Annotated in this window: 12 protein-coding genes; 7 read left to right on the top strand and 5 right to left on the bottom strand. The window is 71.8% G+C overall.

The genetic code is table 11. The annotated features are described in order from the left end of the window. Both ACIBCK_RS11940 and ACIBCK_RS11945 read right to left on the bottom strand, forming a co-directional pair. Positions 1–1,653, bottom strand: a complete 1,653-nt coding sequence (locus ACIBCK_RS11940) for a protein phosphatase 2C domain-containing protein (protein WP_399389236.1) — start codon at positions 1,651–1,653, stop codon at positions 1–3. A 129-nt stretch (positions 1,654–1,782) separates the two neighbouring features. After that, positions 1,783–5,535 carry a S8 family peptidase gene (locus ACIBCK_RS11945; protein ID WP_399389237.1) on the bottom strand — a complete coding sequence of 1,251 codons (3,753 nt, stop codon included), beginning with the start codon at positions 5,533–5,535 and terminating at the stop codon, positions 1,783–1,785. A gap of 234 nt (positions 5,536–5,769) precedes the next feature. On the opposite strand from ACIBCK_RS11945, the gene ACIBCK_RS11950 reads away from it, so the two are divergent. From ACIBCK_RS11950 to ACIBCK_RS11965, 4 genes are all read left to right on the top strand, one after another. After that, complete coding sequence (locus tag ACIBCK_RS11950) at positions 5,770–6,753, top strand: helix-turn-helix transcriptional regulator (protein ID WP_399389239.1); 984 nt, start codon at positions 5,770–5,772, stop codon at positions 6,751–6,753. Positions 6,754–6,833: 80 nt separating this feature from the next. Continuing rightward, the gene (locus ACIBCK_RS11955; protein ID WP_399389241.1) at positions 6,834–7,316 is read left to right on the top strand and encodes a DUF456 domain-containing protein; all 483 of its coding nucleotides are present in this window, start codon (positions 6,834–6,836) and stop codon (positions 7,314–7,316) included. Between the two features lie 142 nt (positions 7,317–7,458). Beyond that, complete coding sequence (locus tag ACIBCK_RS11960) at positions 7,459–9,873, top strand: glycosyl hydrolase family 95 catalytic domain-containing protein (RefSeq protein WP_399389243.1); 2,415 nt, start codon at positions 7,459–7,461, stop codon at positions 9,871–9,873. Between the two features lie 9 nt (positions 9,874–9,882). Next, a complete protein-coding gene (locus ACIBCK_RS11965; RefSeq protein ID WP_399389245.1) occupies positions 9,883–10,251 on the top strand; it encodes a PPOX class F420-dependent oxidoreductase in 369 nt (122 codons plus the stop codon). 111 nt (positions 10,252–10,362) lie between these two features. Here the strand turns inward: ACIBCK_RS11965 and ACIBCK_RS11970 are convergent, their stop codons facing one another. The 3 genes from ACIBCK_RS11970 to ACIBCK_RS11980 all read right to left on the bottom strand — a co-directional run bounded on the left by ACIBCK_RS11970 (position 10,363) and on the right by ACIBCK_RS11980 (position 14,874). Next, positions 10,363–11,754, bottom strand: coding sequence for a DNA-3-methyladenine glycosylase 2 family protein (locus ACIBCK_RS11970; protein ID WP_399389769.1), 1,392 nt, complete (start codon positions 11,752–11,754; stop codon positions 10,363–10,365). A 129-nt stretch (positions 11,755–11,883) separates the two neighbouring features. After that, a complete protein-coding gene (rsgA, locus tag ACIBCK_RS11975) occupies positions 11,884–13,011 on the bottom strand; it encodes a ribosome small subunit-dependent GTPase A (protein WP_399389247.1) in 1,128 nt (375 codons plus the stop codon). A 222-nt stretch (positions 13,012–13,233) separates the two neighbouring features. Next, positions 13,234–14,874 (bottom strand): flavin-containing monooxygenase, encoded by a 1,641-nt coding sequence (locus ACIBCK_RS11980; protein WP_399389249.1) that lies wholly within the window; start codon positions 14,872–14,874, stop codon positions 13,234–13,236. Positions 14,875–14,943: 69 nt separating this feature from the next. Here ACIBCK_RS11980 and ACIBCK_RS11985 point away from each other — a divergent pair, with 69 nt between their 5' ends. From ACIBCK_RS11985 to ACIBCK_RS11995, 3 genes are all read left to right on the top strand, one after another. After that, on the top strand, positions 14,944–15,975 hold the full coding sequence (locus ACIBCK_RS11985; protein ID WP_399389251.1) for an AraC family transcriptional regulator: 1,032 nt from the start codon (positions 14,944–14,946) through the stop codon (positions 15,973–15,975). Between the two features lie 136 nt (positions 15,976–16,111). Next, the gene (locus tag ACIBCK_RS11990) at positions 16,112–17,314 is read left to right on the top strand and encodes a cytochrome P450 (protein WP_399389253.1); all 1,203 of its coding nucleotides are present in this window, start codon (positions 16,112–16,114) and stop codon (positions 17,312–17,314) included. Between the two features lie 21 nt (positions 17,315–17,335). Continuing rightward, complete coding sequence (locus ACIBCK_RS11995; RefSeq protein WP_399389254.1) at positions 17,336–17,545, top strand: ferredoxin; 210 nt, start codon at positions 17,336–17,338, stop codon at positions 17,543–17,545. Positions 17,546–17,605 lie beyond the last annotated feature (60 nt).

Consider the following 17,605-nt stretch of genomic DNA (forward strand, 5'->3'; position numbering starts at 1 on the left):
TCATGCCTCCCAGACCGCGGCCGCCGTCCGGTCGTCCGCGTACCCCTTGACCCTGACCTGGATGTCCGCGAGGAACGTCGCGAGCCCCGGTGGACCGCTCTTCGCCCACCGCTGCGTGAGGTGGGCGGCCAGCTCGGGCTCACCGCGCAGGGGCTCGGCGAGGCCGCCGCTGCAGAGCAGCAGGGCGTCACCCGGGCGGGCTACGGAGGCCCGGAACCGGAAGGGTTCGCGGGGCGGCGGCTCGGGTGCGGGCTCGTAGGGACTCGGGGGCGTGATGATCCCCATGTCCATGGTGAGCCGATCGCCGTCGGGGGTCTCCGGCGGCACGGAACCGAACCCGACCACGGGCGGTCCCGCGTCACCCGCGGAGTCGCTGACATGCGGCTCGATGTCCTGCCATGCGCCGTCCCTGAGCCGGAAGAGTCCGCCGCCGCCGACACCGAAGAAGACGCGCGTACGGCATTCGGGGTCGGCCGGCAGGAGGAGGCAGCGCAGCGACGCCGCGTACTCCTCGGGCTCGATGCCGAGGTCGGCGGCGTGCGCGCGGAGCTTGCCGAGGCTGCGGTCCGTGAGCCGGTGAAGGCCGCTCTTGAGGTCCCCGCGCCGGGCGGCCCGGATGTCCTCGGAGAGGCGCTGATGGCTGCGGCCCACGGCCCGCCCGATCCACGCGCAGGCCTCGGCGGCGGCGCGGTGGGCACCCGGCGTGGCCCGCGCGCCGGTGGCCATGGCCACCAGGACCAGGGCGCTCTCCCCGGTCCCGAACCGGGCGGTGAGCAGCGAGTCGCGGCGCGGCTCACCGCGATAGCGCGCGGAGTCCCCCCGCACGGAGACGGCCCGCAGGGTGGAGTTGCCGTAACGGGCGCCGTCGAGCACGGTGTCGGCGACCAGATCGCCCAGGTCGTCGGGGTCGGCGGTGGGCAGGACGGTGGGCTCGGCGTCATAGGTGGGCGGCCCGTCGCCGACGTACGAGACGGCGTCCACGGGCGCTGCCGCCGCCACGGGTGCTGCCGCCACCACGGCCGGTCCCGCGTCCGCTGGGGCGGGTGGCCGCGATGCCACCGGGGCGGGTGCCTGCGGTTCCGGAACCGCGGACTCCTCGGGCGTGCGGGGCGCGGGGACGGCGGTGGTGCGGCTAGCGTCGCCGGGCTGTTTCGCCGGGCCCGCCGGGAAGGTCACCGGTCCCGTGGGCGCTGCGGATGGCTCCCAGGGGGCGACGTCCTGGCGGACGGGGGCGGTGGGTGGAGGCGGGCCGTACGAGGGAGGCGGCGGCGCTGCGGGAGAGGGCGGGGGCGCTGCGGCAGAGGGCGGGGGCGATGGCTCCCGCGGCGGCGCGGAGTCCGGCGGCCGGGGAGCGGGGCCAGGGGCGGAGCCGGGGGCACTCCGCCGGTCTTGGAAACCCGGGGGCGGCGGCTCCGGGGCGGGGAAGCGGCCGGAGCGGGGCGGTGCCCCTTGCACAGCCTCGGCCTCGTCCTCGGGGGCCGCAACGACCACGCCCTCGCCCGCCGACGCGGAAACCGCCGACGCGAACCTGTCGTCGAGGGTGTCGGCCGCCTCGGCCGGACCCGTGTCATGAGCGGAGTCGTCGTAGAGCTGACCCCACCAGTCGTCCTCCTGGCCGGAGGCTCCGTCGCGCCTCTCCCCCTGCTGGCTCATGCCCCTATTGTCCACCGCAAAGGCCGTACGAAAACGGTGCATCCGGAAATTCCGGCCACCGGAAGAGTGATGAGGGCCGCCGGGCGGGCCCACCCCCCACGGGAGGACCGCCCGGCGGTGTCTGTGTGTTTATCGCACGTCGTAGGCGCGGGCCACCGTCTGAGTGACGGAACTTCCGTTCGTATCCGTCAGTTCGGTCTTGAGCCAGACCTCCTTGCCCGAGGCGCCCGCGTGATCCACGGTGGCGGTCCACTTGCCGCCGGAGGCGGACGTCTTCGCCTCGGTCCAGGTCTTGCCCTCGTCGTAGGAGTAGGACAGGGCCGCCGACTTGAGCGCCCCGGGCTTGTAGCCCGCGTGTCCTGTCGCGGTGATCCCGATCTTCAGACCGTCCTCGGCGGCCAGCGTCTTCATGCCGTCCTCCGGCAGCTGGTAGCGCGGGAACAGCATCGGGATGCCCTGTGAGTAGACCTCCTCGTCGAGGTGCGAGCGGAACGCCCACGTGGTCTGGGTGTTCAGGGAACGCTTCCAGACCTTCGAGCCGATCTTGTGCGTGTGGAGGGTGAGTTCGTACGCCGAGTCGCCGGCCGGGACCGAGAACACGCCGTACGGCCAGCCCGTCTCCCCCACGACCTCGCCGTCCCGCTTCAGCTCCAGGCCGCCGATGTCGCCGAACCCGCCCTGGATTCCTGCGTGTTGGCTGTCCCCCCAGAATCCGGGCGCGACACCGATCAGGTTGCCCTGCCGCTCCCCGGCGAGGCCGAGGCCGCCGTCGGCGTCGCGTGGCGCGACGGGGGTGAGCACACCCTCGTACCACTTCTCGCTGCGCCGCTCCCCCTTCTCGTACGTGCGCACCGGGTCGATCATGAACTCACCGAACGGGAAGCTGCTGGAGACCTGGTGGCCCCAGCCGGTCGTGCCGGCCGAGTAGTACTCGGTGCGCTTGCCGGGGGCCGGGACCGACTCGATGTCGGCGAAGTACACCTCAAGACCCGAGGGACGGACGGCGGACGGGAGGTCCACATAGTCCGTGGCCGTGCCCATCGCGCGGTACGTCGCCTCGTTCGCCGCGAGGTCCTTGTCCCGCACCCGGTAGGTGCGGTCGTCGCGGATCTGGCCGGTCTCGGGGAAGGCGAGGTTGTAGACGTAGGGGCTCTTCGCCGTTCCCTTCCACTTCAACCCGACGCTGCCCTGCGCCAGTTCGGCGAGCAGCGCGGTCGCCTCGGTCGTCGGGATGCCGAGTACCGGCAGCGGTGATCCGCTCAGGCCGACCGAGGGGTACCAGCGGCCCGGTGCCGTGCGGTGGGCGACGACCGCGAGCGCGCCTGCCGCCTTCGCGTTCGTCGCCACGGCGCTGGCGCCGCCGCCGTCCGGAACCTTGACGAGAGCGATCTTGCCCTTCACCCCTGCGGCTTCCAGCTCCGCGGGAGTACCGGACCCGGCGTCCACGAGGGCAGCCTTGCCCGTGCCGTCGAGGTTGGCCGATCCGGTGGACGCGGGCGTGGGGTGCAGTGATGTGCCGCCCACCACGGCGAGTTCGGAGAGCAGGGGCGCCGCCGCACGCCAGTAGGAGCTCGACTCGAAGGTGCCGTCGGTCGCCTTGCCCTCGACGGACTGATAGAAGCCGCGGATGGAACGCGGCCCTGCCGCGGTGCCCGCGTGCAGCCAGTTGTCGGTGCCCCAGGAGCGGGCGAACCCGAGGGTGGCGCCGCGCACCTCGGACTTCTTGTCCGTCTTGACGGTGAGGCGGTGTGCCTCGCGGGCGTCGAGCGTGAGGGTCATGTCCTTCTTCACCTCGACCTGGGGCCGGGCGATGTGCGTGAGCGAGTCGGTCAGGGTGCCGCCGTCGGCGTCCGGCGTCGCGATGAATCCGGTCAGGAAGTAGGCGCCCGGGCGGACTTGGTACGTCTGGTCGTTGGCGCCCTCGTTGAAGCGGCGCTCACCGGTGGCGTCGTCCGTGCCGATGAGGTCGACGGACGACGGTCCGTCGGCGGGCTTTCCGGCGCGGTCGACCAGCTTCACGCGGAGGCTGACCGTCTGCGGCTGTACGTAGAGGGAGAAGGGCGTGGAGACCGCGACGTCCCCGTCGGCCTTCGCCAGGACGCGGCCGGTCACGTCGCCGTACTGGGCCTTCTTCAGGTGGGCGTCGGGGTCCAGCTTCAGCGGGACCTTGACCGTGGCCCCTGGGGGGACCTTGACGGAGCGCGCGCCGAGCCGGGCGATGTCCGACCGCACGGCCGAGCCGTCGTTGCCGGTGACACCCTGCACGGACAGCTTCAACTCCACAGCCTTGCCTGTGGTGTTGGTGTACGGGACGTCGACCGTCGTCCGGTCCGAGTTGTCCTGGGGCCATCCGAAGCTGCCGCCCTGCACGGCGGGCGAGCCGAGCACCTTCTGGTCGATGGCGGCCTTCACGTCGAGGCGGCCACCGCCCGTCTCGGTCACGTCACCAGGGATGACGCTGTCCGCCGACGAGACGAGGGCCGACTTGATCTGCTGGGCGTTCCAGTCCGGGTGGCGCTGCTTGACCAGGGCAGCGGCGCCCGCGACGTGCGGGGTCGCCATCGACGTACCGCTCATGGACTGGTAGGCGTATACGCCTCTGCCGCCCGCCGCTGCGGCGGAGATGTCGACGCCGGGTGCGGCGATCTCCGGCTTGAGGGTGTGCGAGCCGTACGCGGGCCCGCGGCTGGAGAACGAGGCCGTCGAGTCGTCGCGGTCCACGGCGCCGACGGTCAGGACGCTCGGCGCGCAGCCGGGCGAGGACACGGAGTTGAGGCTCGGTCCCGTGTTGCCCGCGGCCAGGACGAAGAGGGTGTCCTTGCTCGACTGCGCGAGCTCCTCCGTGGCCGTACTCATCGGGTCGGTGCAGTCGGACCGCGCCGGGTTGCCGAGGCTCATGGAGACGACGTCGGCCTTCTCGTCCACGGCCCACTGCATGCCCGCGATGATCCACGAAGTGGCCCCGGAGCCACTGTCGTTGAGTACTTTGCCGTGCAGCAGCTCGGTGCCGGGCGCGACGCCCTTCTTCTTGCCGTCGCTCGCGGCGCCGGTGCCGCCGACGGTGGAGGTGGTGTGGGTGCCGTGTCCCTGGCGGTCCTCGCCGTCCGGGGAGTCAGTGAAGTTCTTGGCGGCGCCGATCCGGCCCTTGAGGTCGGGGTGTGCGGCGTCGGCGCCGGTGTCGAGCACGGCGACCTTGGTGCCCTTGCCGTCGTAGCCCGCTGCCCAGGCCTCGGGGGCGTGCACCTGCTTCGTCGACCGGTCCAGGGTGGCCTCGACCTTGGTGTCGAGCCAGAGCTTCTTCAGGTCGGACGCGGAACGGGACGTGGGTGAGGTGATGTCCGCCCAGAAGTCCGCGGCCTTCTTCTTGTCGGCCTTCATCGCGACCCCGTCGACGGGGTCGAGGACGAGCCCGCGTTCGGCGCCGCGCGGAGTGGCAGGCACGGCGCGCGTGACGTCGACGGACGTGTCGTACACGGCGATCAGCGGGAGCTTCTTGGCGTGTGCGTCGTCGTAGCCCTGCCGGACGAGGCTGGTGACGTTGAAGAGTTCCTCGTCGACCTTGCCTGCGGCGATCGCGTGCACGGCGCCCTCGGGGTAGACGTACAGGTCCTTGCCCGCCTGTCTGGTCTGGACGAGGGGCACCGTGCCGTCGGCGCGGGGCAGGGCGCTCGCGCCCGCCCGCTTCTTGCCGTCGGTCGAGACGAGGATGCGGTCGCCGGTGACGAGGGTGACGACGGAACTCCCCTCGCCCTGTGGGGCGCTGCCGACCAGCGGACTCGTGTCCGCCGCCGTACGTGGCTCGGCCACGGACGGGACGGCCGCGGTGACGGCGAGGACGACGGCGGACGCCGCCCCCAAGGCCGTGCGCGATATCGGGCGCATCGCTCTCCCCAGGGTTGATGGGCATGCGGTTGGCGGACATGCCTGTGCAGGCATGCGGAACCACAGCTGAAATCGGACCAAAGGCCCTAATCGCGGCTGCCGTTGGTGCTGCGGTGGCGTCACCTTGGCAGAGAGCCGGGGGGTACGGGGATGATGTCCCGGGGCGGGTTTACGCCGTGGCTGTTTTCCGCCAGGGCGCCGTCGGAACGGATCCGTGGGGAGGGGCGTCGCCGCATGCTGGCTGCGATAGGTCTGGACGAGCTGCACGAATCGGCGTACCGCGCGCTGGTGGCGGTGGGCGCCGCCGATGTGCCCGACCTCGCGCGGCGGCTCTCGCTTGGCGAGCCGGACACGGTGAGCGCGCTGCGCCGCCTCGAACTGCACGGCCTGGCCGCCCAGGCCTCCGGTAAGGCGGGCCGGTGGGTGGCGGCCCCGCCCGGCGTGGCGCTCGGCGCCCTCCTGACCCAGCAGCGGCACGAGCTGGAGAAGGCGGAGCTCGCGGCGAAGCTCCTTGCCGAGGAGTACCGCGCGCAGGCCGCCGAGCCCGCGGTGCACGACCTGGTCGAGGTGGTCACCGGCGCGGGCGCGGTCTCGCAGCGCTTCCTCCAGCTACAGCTGGGCGCGAGCCACGAGGTGTGCGCGCTGGTGACCGGCAACCCGGTGGCGGTGACCGGCATGGAGAACGACGCGGAGGAGCAGGCGGCGGGCCGCGGCGTCACCTACCGCGTGGTGGTCGAGCGGTCCGTCCTCGCGCTCCCCACCGGCCTCCTGGAGCTGTCGACGGCGATCGGCCGCGACGAACAGGTGCGGGTCGTGGACCGCGTCCCGACGAAGCTGGTGATCGCCGACGGCTCGCTCGCGATGGTGCCGCTGACCTCGCGCAGGGCGGAGCCGGCCGCGCTCGTCGTCCACGCGAGCGGCCTGCTCGAATCCCTGACGGGGCTCTTCGAAGCGGTGTGGCGGGACGCGCTGCCGCTGCGGCTCGGCGAGGGCGGCCACGCGGTGACCGAGGACGCCCCCGACGGTCCCGACAGCGCTGACCTGGAGATCCTGTCGCTGCTGCTCGCGGGCCTGACGGATGCGAGCGTCGCCAAACAGCTGGACCTCGGCCTTCGGACGGTGCAGCGCAGGGTCAAGCGCCTGATGGAGCTGACGGGCGTGACGACGCGGCTGCAGCTGGGCTGGCATGCCTACGAGCGGGGCTGGGTGGCGCGCTGAGGGTTCGCCGAGCCTGCTCAGGAGGCTTGCGGGGACTCGTGCGACCTGCGGTTTTGCCCCGTTTCCGGCACGCTTGACAGATGGGAGCCTGGGAACTCCTGCTGGTCGGAGTGGTGCTGCTGCTCGGGATCGGCGGAGTGCTCGTACCCGGCGTGCCGGGGCCGTGGCTGGTGTGGGCCGCGGTTCTGTGGTGGGCACTGAAGGACCCGGACCCGGTCGCCTGGTGGGTCCTCGTCGGCGCGTCCGTGGTGCTCCTCGTGGCGCAGGGCATCCGATGGCTGCTGCCGCCCCGGCGCTTCCGGCAGAGCGGCGCCACGCGCCGTACCGCTGTGTATGCGGGGGCCGGGGCCCTCGTCGGGTTCTGCGTCGTGCCGGTGATCGGGTCGCTGCCGGGTTTCATCGGAGGGATCTACCTGGGGGAACGGTTGCGGCTCGGGGGGCACGGGCAGGCGGTGACCGCCACGCGGGCGGCCATGCGGGCGGGCGGCTGGAGCGTGCTGACCGAGTTGTTCGCGTGCCTGCTGATAGCGGGGGCGTGGCTCGGGGTGCTGATCTGGGGCTGAGCACATGGGCGGCATGTGTTCACGTAGACACACTTCCATCGGATCTTTCCGGACTCATTGACGGGATGACGCCCCTTCCCTAGCTTTCAGCGAGGTAAAGCTCCGATGACTCCGATGACTCGTGCATGCCTCGGGAGACGCGATGCCCAGACCTTCCGCCGGACCGTCCGCCGAACCATCCGCCAGTCCGTCCAGAAGGACCGTGCTCGCCACCGGGTCCGCGGTGGGCGGCGCCCTGATCGCCGGCGCCCTGCCCGCCCAGGCCACCGCCGCGCCCCGGGAGGCGGCGCAGGTGAGCACGGCCGGCCTGAGCACGGCCGGCCTGAGCGCGGCCGAGGTGACCACCCCCGGCGACCCCTGGCGCACCGTCCTCGACGACGCCGACCTGGTCTGGCAGAAGCTCCCGAAGACCTGGTACGAGGGCCCGTTCCTCGGCAACGGCTTCCTCGGCTCGGGGATCTACACCGAACCGAGCACGCGGCCGGACGGCGCGATCACCGCCCTGCGCTTCAACGTTCAGCACTCGGAAGTACAGGACCACCGCCCCGAGTTCGGCTCCCTCTTCGGCCTCGCACGCCTGCCCATCGGCCACTTCACCCTCGAACCGGTCGGCAGGATCACCGGCGTCGACTGGCGGCTGCGCCTGCGCGACGCCGAGCTGACCGGCACCCTCACCACGGACAAGGGCACCCTGAAACTCCGCGCGCACGTGCACGACACGCGCTCCGTCCTCGCCGTCGAGGTCACGCCCAGCGCGGGCGAGCGCGGCTTCCGCTGGGTGTTCCACCCCGCGGAGGCGATCAGTCCGCGCGCCGCGTTCAAGCCGCTGCCGGAGGGCTACGCGGGCAACCCGCCCGCCGAGATCAAGGAGTACGACGGCGTCTCGGCCGCGGTCCAGCCGCTGCTCGCGGGCGGCGGGCACGTCGCCGCTTGGCGGGAGCGGACACGGGGCGAGGTCCGGACGCTGTACGTGAACGTGGCGCACTCGCATCCGGGGACGACGGCACGCGACCGTGCGGTGCGCGCGGTGCGGGGTGCCGCGGGCCTCTCGTACGACTGGCTCGCGAGATCGCATCGGGCCAGGTGGCACGCGTACTACCGCAGGAGCTTCCTGTCGCTGCCCGATGCCAGGATGCAGCGTTTCTACTGGATCCAGCTCTACAAGGCGGCCGCCGCCGCCCGCCGCGACGCCCCGGTCATGGCGACCTGCGGCCCCTGGCTGGAGCCCACGCCGTGGCCCAACACCTGGTGGAACCTGAACGTCCAGCTGGAGTACTGGCTGATCCACGGCTCCAACCACCTGGAACTGGACGCCGTGACACGTGCGTTGAGCGAGTTCCGTGCCCACCTAACCCAGGAGATGGCGGCCCCCTACCGCGCCGACTCGCTCGGCGTCCCGCGCACCACGGACGCGTCCCTGGTGAACGGCGCATCGGTCACGGACGGCGGCTACGGAGTCGGCATCCCCGGCCAGGACCCGCCGACACCCGAGGTCGGCAACCTCACTTGGGCGCTGCACAACGTCTGGCTGAGCTACCGCCACACGATGGACAAGGCGATCCTGCGCGACGTCCTCTTCCCGCTCCTGCGGAAGGCGATCAACTACTACCTGCACTTCCTGGAGCCGGGCTCGGACGGCAAGCTGCACCTTCCGGCGACCTACTCCCCCGAGTACGGGGGCAACTCGCGCGACTGCAACTATGACTTGATGCTGCTGAAGTGGGGCTGCCGCACGCTGCTTGAGACAGCGGAACTCCTCGATGTGAAGGACGAGTCGGCGCCACGCTGGCGGGAGGTCGGCAGCAGGCTGGCCGCGTATCCGACGGACGCGAACGGCTACATGATCGGCGCGGACATCCCCTTCGCGAAGTCGCACCGCCATTACTCCCACCTGCTCGCGGTCTACCCGCTGTACGAGGTGACGGGCCGCACGGCGGAGGAACGAGCCCTGATCGAGCGGTCGTTGGCACACTGGGTCGGCTTCGAGGGCGCATTGCAGGGTTACACGTTCACCGGAGCCGCGTCGATGTCCGCGCTCCTCGGCAAGGGCGAGGACGCGCTGCGATACCTGGGGCAGCTGATGGCGCGTTTCATCCAGCCCAACACCATGTACAAGGAGTCGGGCCCGGTCATCGAGACCCCGCTCTCCGCCGCGCAGTCCCTGCACGACATGGTCTGCCAGTCCTGGGGCGACGTCATCCGCGTCTTCCCCGCACTGCCGACGGCGTGGGCGGACCTCACGGTGCACAACTTCCGTACGCAGGGGGCGTTCCTGCTCAGCGCGGTACGGGAGGGCGGGGCGACCCGGTGGGTGCGGCTCGTGAGTGAGGCGGGGGCGCCCTGCGTCGTGCGGCACGGGATCGCGGGGGCGATCGAGGTGCGGGACGAGCGGGGGCGGCCCCTCTCGTACGAGGACGCGGGCGACGGCGCCGTGCGGATCGCTCTGCGGCGGGGCGGGTCGGCGCTGATCACGGCCGAGGGCGACCGGCCGGACCTGCGGATCGCTCCGGTCGAACCGGACGAGGAGGCGCCGCGCTGGGGCCTGCCTGCGGCTTAGGCTCGCTCCATGACCGAATTCAGCGAGGCCGAGCGGGCGTACCTCAAGTCCCAGCGTCTGGGCCGGATGGCCAGCGTCGACGCGACGGGGCAGCCGCAGGCGAATCCTGTCGGGTTCTTCCCGCAGAACGACGGGACGATCCTGATCGGCGGTTACGCGCTGGGCACCACCAAGAAGTGGCGGAACCTCCAGCGGAATCCGAAGGTGTCACTGGTCGTCGATGACATCGTGAGTGAGCGGCCGTGGAAGGTGCGGGGCGTCGACATCCGAGGGGACGCGGAACTCCTCGCGGGCCCGCATGAGTTGGGCCCTCACTTCAGCGAGGAGCTGATCCGGATCCATCCTCGGCGGATCCATAGCTGGGGGCTTGAGCAGTAGCTGGCCCGGCCGGCCTTTGAGACCGTCTTGTCGGGGTCCGGGGCGGAGCCCCAGGTAGGTCCGGGGCGCAGGCACGGTTTTCGGGAAGGGGCGGGGTGGGGGACAAAATCCCTACCCCGCCACCAGCAAATGCCGCACCCCGTAAGACCGCCACGGCCGCCACCCCTCAGACACCCCCACCCCCGGCAACCCCACATCCGGATCCCCCAGCGCCCTCATCCGGACAACCGCCACGGCCCCCGCATCCACCCCGCCCAAGGCCGCGAGGCCAGCCTCCGCATCGTCCCGATCCGCCCCCGCGTCAAGCCGAACCCGCCCATCGGCCAGCGCGGCGGCCAGCTCCCCCAAAGGCCCCGGTTCCCCGGCGAGCGCGCCGGGCTCGGGGAAGACATGGGTGAGGGAGCCGCACGGCGCGTCCAGCGCCTTCCCGTACCGCTCCACCAGGAGCGAAGCCTCCGCACGCCCCACGAGGGCCCGCACCGCGAACTCCTCCGGATCCGCGGCCCCGGGCGACCGGAGGCCGGGCCGCGCCGCGACCAGCGGAGCAAGCCGCACGTCCGTGCCGAGCCGCTCGTCCACGGCGTACGGATCCGCGTCGAGGTCGAAGAGGCGTCGCAGCCGCTGCACGGCGGTCGTGAGGTCACGGAGGTCGGTCAGGTGGAGCCTGGCGTCCAGCCATCCGCCGACCCCGTGGTCGCTCTCCTCGACGGCCACGATCCCGGTGCCGTACGGCAGCCGCAGCGTACGCCGGTACGTCCGCCCGCCCCGCTCCCCGCTGACCTGCTCGATCCCCGCCACCGCCTCTTCGGAGAGCAGGTCGAAGACGGCGCTTGCCTGGTAGGGCCCTCGGTAGGCGAGCCGCAGCGGGATCCCGGCGGCCGGGGTGGCCCGTCCCGCACCCGCGCCCCGGCCACGTGGCGCGGCGGCGCGCAGGGCGGTGGGAGTCAGGGCGTACACCGCCCGAATCGTGTCGTTGAACTGGCGCACGCTGGCGAACCCCGCGGCGAACGCGATCTCCGTGATCGGCAGGGCGGTGGTCTGCAGCAACACCCGGGCGGTGTGTGCCCGTTGGGCCCGCGCGAGGGCGACGGGACCGGCCCCCAGCTCGGCGGTGAGCTGCCGCTGCACCTGCCGGGAGCTGTAGCCGAGGCGGACGGCGAGACCGGGGACGCCCTCGCGGTCCACGACGCCGTCCCCGATCATGCGCATGGCGCGCCCTACGACGTCCGCGCGTACGTTCCACTCCGCGGACCCCGGCACGGCGTCCGGACGGCAGCGCCGGCAGGCCCGGAACCCGGAGCCCTGGGCGGCGGCCGCGGTGGTGTAGTAGCGGACGTTCTGCCGCTTCGGGGTGACGGCGGGGCAGCTGGGCCGGCAGTAGATGCCGGTGGTCTCGACGGCGAAGAAGAACTCCCCGTCGAAGCGAGCGTCCCGACTGCGAACCGCCTCGTACCTGTTCTCGTCATCGATCACACCTCCCAGTGTGCGACGCCGAGCCCACATCGGCTGGCGGCTTTCGGACACCACGTTGGACGAAGGTCGCGTGGCGCCGGGTGCGCTGCTGCTGGGCAGGGGGACGCCCGGTGCGGGGTGGGTGACCTGCCCCGCACCGGGCGTCCCCCAGGCTCACCCCTAGCGGACGCGCCCCCGCTTCGCCTCCATCGCTGCCTTGCCCTCCGCGCCCCGCAGCTTCCACAGGCGGCGCATGTCCGCGCGGAGTTTCGCGTCCGTCTTGGCGACGATGCGCTGGTTCTCGCGGATCAGCTTGCGGTAGCTGTCGAGGCGGCGGTCGGGGAGTGTGCCGTCCTCCACGGCGGCGAGTACCGCGCAGCCGGGCTCGGCGGCGTGGGCGCAGTCGTGGAAGCGGCAGTCGGCCGCCAGCTCCTCGATCTCGGCGAAGACCTGGCCGACGCCCGCCCCCGCGTCGAACAGGCCGACGCCGCGCAGTCCCGGCGTGTCGATGAGTACGCCGCCCGCGGGGAGCACGAGGAGGTTGCGGGTGGTCGTGGTGTGGCGGCCCTTGCCGTCCACGTCACGGGCGGCGTTGACGACCATGACGTCCTCGCCCACCAGCGCGTTGGCCAGCGTCGACTTGCCCGCTCCGGACTGGCCGAGCAGGACGGACGTACCGCCGGCGACGACGGCGCACAGGATGTCGACGCCTTCCCCGGTCGTCGCGCTGACCGGGAGCACCTGGACGCCGGGGGCCGAGGTCTCGACGTCCTCGACCAGGTACGACAGGCCGGTGGCGTCCGGAACCAGGTCGGCCTTGGTGAGGACGACCAGCGGCTGGGCCCCGGACTCCCAGGCCAGGGCCAGGAACCGTTCGATCCGGCCGAGGTCGAGCTCGACGGCGAGCGAGACCGCGATGATCGCGTGGTCGACGTTGGCCGCGAGGATCTGCCCCTCGGACCGCTTCGAGGAAGTGGACCGCACGAAGGCCGTCCGGCGCGGCAGCAGCGTACGGACGTACCGAGGATCGCCGCCGTCGGGGTCGACGGCGGCCCAGTCCCCCGTGCACACGACCTTCATCGGGTCGCGGGGCACGACGAACTCGGTGTCGGCACGGACCGTGCCGTCCGGCGTGACGACATCACACTGGCCTCGGTCGACGCGCAGGACGCGGCCGGGCAGCAGACCCTGCGCCGCGTACGGGGTGAACTCGGCTTCCCAGTCCTCGTCCCAGCCGTAGGGCGCCAGAGGGTGCGAGGACGCGGATGAAGGCTGAGATCGAAACTGGGATGGAGAAGAGGAAGACAAGGGGGACCCTTCACAGGGGTGGCCCCGGCGCACGCGCACACGGGCGCGCGAAGAAGAGGAAGGTCAGCCGGTGGCCACGGAGGTGGAATGAACGGACTTCTCGATGCGGGCAGCGCCCATCTCAACGACAGCCATCGGTCACACCTCCTGGATCACACACTCCGCCGACGACCGACGGCCTTCACGGCCGCCGGTGGAACGGAACCAACCCTAGCCCCGGCCTCAGGCGGAGCGCCAACCTTTTTCCCGCCCGGCCGCGACAGGCCCGCCCACGACGCGCCCGCCCGCGACGCCCCCGACCGCGACGGGCGACACGGCCGCCGCCGCGCGGGCCCGGCGTACGGCGGACATCGGCGTGGGCGCCAGCGTCCTGCGCAGGTTGGTACGCATCGTCGACGCGGCGTCGAGCACGTAGTTCTGCCGGACCTTCCAGGGGCCGCGGTCGCCCTGCCGGGGAAAGGCGTCGATGGAACGCTGGACGTATCCGGAGGCGAGGTCGAGCAGCGGGCGTTCGGTGAGCGTGCCGGCCGGCTTCGGTTCCACCGCCGCGTAGTCGTTGGCGCGCATGTGGTTGAGCACCTTGCAGACGAGCCGGGACGTGAGGTCGGCGCGCAGCGTCCAGGACGCGTTGGTGTAGCCGATGCACACGGCGAAGTTGGGTACGCCCGTCATCATCGCGCCGCGCCACACGAACTGCCGGTTCAGCTGGACCGGTTGACCGTCGACGCGGGGCGCGATGCCGCCGAAGGCGAGGAGCTGGAGCCCGGTGGCGGTCACGACGACGTCGGCCTCCAGGACACGGCCGGACTTCAGCCGGATGCCTTCGGGGACGAAGCGGTCGATGTGGTCGGTGACGATCTCGGCGTCGCCCGCCTTCAGCGACTCGAACAGGTCGGCGTCGGGCACCGCGCACAGCCGCTGGTCCCACGGGTCGTAGGACGGCGTGAGGTGGTCGGCGACCAGGCGGTCGTCCTTGACGATGCGCTTGTTGAGGCCGGTGAGCAGCTTCCGCGCGGCCTTCGGGCTGCGGCGGCAGAACTGGTAGAGGCCGATGGCGAAGAGGATGTTCTTCGTCCGCACGACCCGGTGCGCGGCGCCCGCGGGCAGTACGGCGCGGATGCCGTCCGCGAGCCTGTCCCGCGAGGGCAGCGAGCCGATCCAGGTCGGGCTGCGCTGCAGCATGGTGACGTGCGCGGCGCTCTTCGCCATCGCGGGCACCAGCGTGACGGCGGTGGCGCCGCTGCCGATGACGACCACGCGCTTGCCCGCGTGGTCCAGGTCCTCGGGCCAGAACTGCGGGTGCACGACCGTGCCGGTGAAGGAGTCGACGCCCGCGAACTCGGGGGCGTGGCCCTGGTCGTAGTCGTAGTAGCCCGCGCAGGAGTAAAGGAAGTCGCAGGTGATGGTGGTCAGGGTGCGGCTGCCGTCCGCGTCGGTGCGCTCCAGGGTCACGGTCCAGCGTGCGGTCGCGGTGGACCAGTCGGCGCCGACGACCTTGGTGCCGTAGCGGATGCGCCGGTCGATGCCGAACTCCGCCGCCGTCTCCTTGATGTAGCTCAGGATGGAGTGGCCGTCGGCGAGCACCTTCGTGTCGCGCCAGGGCTTGAAGGCGTAGCCGAGGGTGAACATGTCGGAGTCCGAGCGGACGCCCGGGTAGCGGAACAGGTCCCAGGTCCCGCCCATGGACTGCCGCGCCTCGATGATCGCGTACGAGCGCTCGGGGCACTCGGTCTGCAGCCGGTAGGCGGCGCCGACGCCGGAGAGCCCGGCGCCCACGATCACGACGTCGATGTGCTCGGTGGGGGTGCCGGGGTCGGCGGCGCCTTCCGGGCCCTCGGTCCTTGAGTCTGCGGAGTACGTCATTCCTCCAGTGTCCGGAAGCACACCCGGCAGGAATTGACCCGGGACGACAGATCTTTGACCCTGGACGACATGTCCGTGATCAGATCGGCGGGGCTACGTGGGTTCCGCGCCACGGTGGCGGAGCTCGGCGGCGACGCCGAAGCCTACGCCCGGCAGGCGGGCGTGCCCACGGCCGCGCTCGACGGGGACGACCTTCTGGTGCCCGAGGAGGCGATGGCCACGGTACTGGAGCTGGCCGCGGAGGACCTCGTCTGCCCCGACCTCGGCCTGCGCATCGCGGCCCGGCAGGACCTGGGCATGCTCGGCGCCCTGGCCCTCGCCATCCAGAACTCCGCCACGCTCGGGGACGCCCTGGAGTGCACCACGCGCTATCTGTTCGTCCACGCGCGCTCGCTGAGCCTGAGCCTGGAGCCGGACCCGTACGGCACGCCGGGGGTGGCCGCCCTGCGCTACGGCGTGCGCGAGGGGGTGGCGGCGCCGCCGCAGGGCATCGACCTCTCCCTGGGGTTCATGCACCGGGCCATCGTCTACCTGGTCGGCCCGTACGGCCTCGGCTCGGTCGAACTGCCGCATCCGCTCCTTGCCCCGCTGCCGGCGTACGAGGACTTCTTCGGCGTACCCGTGAAGGCGGACCGCCCCGCGGCGCTGCTGCGCGTCCCGCTCAGCCTGGCCGACCGGCCGCTGGGCGGCGGCAACGCCCACCTACGCCGCCTCGCCCTCGCGTACCTGGACGAGCAACTGCCCGCGGAGCGAACGGAGATCGTCAGCGGCGTCCGTGCCGTGGTGGGCCGCTCGCTCGGCACATCGCCACCGGAGATCGGCACCGTCGCGCACCTCCTGAACGTCCATCCGCGGACCCTGCAGCGCCGGTTGCGGGCCGCGGGCACGACGTTCGCCGAGGTCATCGACGCCGAACGACGCACGGCGGCGCACCGCTACCTCACGGAAACCGACCTCCCCCTGGGCCAGGTGGCCCTGCTCCTGGGCCTCTCCGAACAGTCGGCCCTGAACCGCTGCTGCCGCCGCTGGTGGAACACGACACCCCGCGCAGTCCGCGCACAGGGGCCGGGCTCGGCGGAGCCGCCGGGTTCCCGAGGTTGAGCGGAGGGTTTGGTTCCGGCCAGATTTACGCCGCAGATCAGGTGTGATCTGGCTTGTCTTGCCGTGGACCAACTAGATGCCCCAGGCATCCAATGGAAACAGGTAAAAGGAGCCCCTCCGCTTGTGAGGTACGTCCATGACCGAGTCAGTCGCGTCCGAGTCAGTCGCCTTCCCGCAGGACCGCACCTGCCCCTACCACCCGCCCGAGTCGTACGAGCCGCTCCGCGAGGCCCGGCCGTTGTCGCGGGTGCGATTGTTCGACGGGCGTTCCGTCTGGGTGGTCACCGGGCAGGCCGCCGCCCGTGACCTGCTCATCGACCCGCGCCTGTCCACCGACCGCGAGAACGAGGCGTTTCCCGCGCCGACCGAACGCTTCGCGAAGCTACGCAACCGCCGGGTCGCCCTGCTCGGTGTCGACGACCCCGTGCACAACGCGCAGCGCCGCATGCTGATCCCGAGTTTCTCCGTCAAGCGGATCGCCGCGCTGCGGCCCCGGATCCAGGAGACGGTCGACCGGCTCCTCGACGCCATGGAGGCGCAGGGGTCACGGGCCGAACTGGTCGGCGCGTACGCGCTGCCGGTTCCGTCCATGGTGATCTGCGCCCTCCTCGGAGTGCCCTACGCCGATCACGAGTTCTTCGAGGAGCAGTCGCGCCGGCTGCTTCGCGGCCCCCGCGCCGAGGACACGGAGCGGGCACGGGACGAACTGGACGCGTATTTCCACGCGTTGATCGACCGCAAGCGGCGGGAGCCGGGAGACGGGCTCCTCGACGAGCTGATCCACCGGCAGCTCTCCGAGGGCGCGCTCGACCGCGGCGAACTGGTCAGCCTGGCGACGATCCTGCTGGTAGCGGGGCACGAGACCACGGCGAACATGATCTCCCTGGGGGTCTTCACCCTCCTGCAGCACCCCGCCCAGCTCGACGAACTGCGCGCCCAGCGGGAGTTGATGCCCGCGGCCGTCGAGGAACTGCTGCGCTTCCTGTCCATCGCGGACGGCATGCTGCGGGTGGCGAAGGAGGACATCGACATCGCCGGAAGCACCATCCGCGCGGACGACGGCGTCATCTTCTCCACCTCCCTCATCAACCGCGACGGCGCGGCCTACGAGACGCCGGAGGAGCTCGACTTCCACCGTGCCGACCGCCACCATCTCGCCTTCGGGTTCGGCATTCACCAGTGCCTCGGTCAGAACCTCGCCCGCGCCGAGATCGAGATCGCCCTGCGGACGCTCTTCGACCGGATGCCGGAGCTTCGCCTCGCGGTGCCCGCACGGGAGATACCGTTCAAGCCGGGCGACACGATCCAGGGGATGCTCGAACTGCCCGTCACCTGGTAGGAGATGGAGGAGCGGGAAGCGATGAGTGTGAACGTTCATGTGGACAAGGACCGGTGCGTGGGCGCGGGAATGTGCGCGCTCACCGCGCCGAGCGTCTTCACCCAGGACGACGACGGCTTCAGCGAGGTGCTCCCCGGCCGCGCCGACGGCGGCGGCGACCCGCTGGTGCGCGAGGCCGTACGGGCCTGCCCGGTGCAGGCCGTTACCCTCGACGGCCCCCCGGGCGAGTAGCTGTTCGGCCTGGCTGTGGGCTCAGTGACCCCACTGCAGTAGCGGCATCGGACCAAGCCC

This window comes from Streptomyces sp. NPDC051218, from assembly GCF_044455475.1.
In the GTDB taxonomy this organism is placed as follows: Bacteria; Actinomycetota; Actinomycetes; order Streptomycetales; family Streptomycetaceae; genus Streptomyces.

Coding starts and splice junctions, on each gene's coding strand:
- ACIBCK_RS11940 (WP_399389236.1), bottom strand. CDS start 1,653: ATGAGCCAGCAGGGGGAGAGGCGCGACGGAGCCTCCGGCCAGGAGGAC.
- ACIBCK_RS11950 (WP_399389239.1), top strand. CDS start 5,770: ATGCTGGCTGCGATAGGTCTGGACGAGCTGCACGAATCGGCGTACCGC.
- ACIBCK_RS11995 (WP_399389254.1), top strand. CDS start 17,336: ATGAGTGTGAACGTTCATGTGGACAAGGACCGGTGCGTGGGCGCGGGA.
- ACIBCK_RS11955 (WP_399389241.1), top strand. CDS start 6,834: ATGGGAGCCTGGGAACTCCTGCTGGTCGGAGTGGTGCTGCTGCTCGGG.
- ACIBCK_RS11985 (WP_399389251.1), top strand. CDS start 14,944: ATGTCCGTGATCAGATCGGCGGGGCTACGTGGGTTCCGCGCCACGGTG.
- ACIBCK_RS11970 (WP_399389769.1), bottom strand. CDS start 11,754: ATGTGGGCTCGGCGTCGCACACTGGGAGGTGTGATCGATGACGAGAAC.
- ACIBCK_RS11980 (WP_399389249.1), bottom strand. CDS start 14,874: ATGACGTACTCCGCAGACTCAAGGACCGAGGGCCCGGAAGGCGCCGCC.
- ACIBCK_RS11965 (WP_399389245.1), top strand. CDS start 9,883: ATGACCGAATTCAGCGAGGCCGAGCGGGCGTACCTCAAGTCCCAGCGT.
- ACIBCK_RS11945 (WP_399389237.1), bottom strand. CDS start 5,535: ATGCGCCCGATATCGCGCACGGCCTTGGGGGCGGCGTCCGCCGTCGTC.
- ACIBCK_RS11990 (WP_399389253.1), top strand. CDS start 16,112: ATGACCGAGTCAGTCGCGTCCGAGTCAGTCGCCTTCCCGCAGGACCGC.
- ACIBCK_RS11960 (WP_399389243.1), top strand. CDS start 7,459: ATGCCCAGACCTTCCGCCGGACCGTCCGCCGAACCATCCGCCAGTCCG.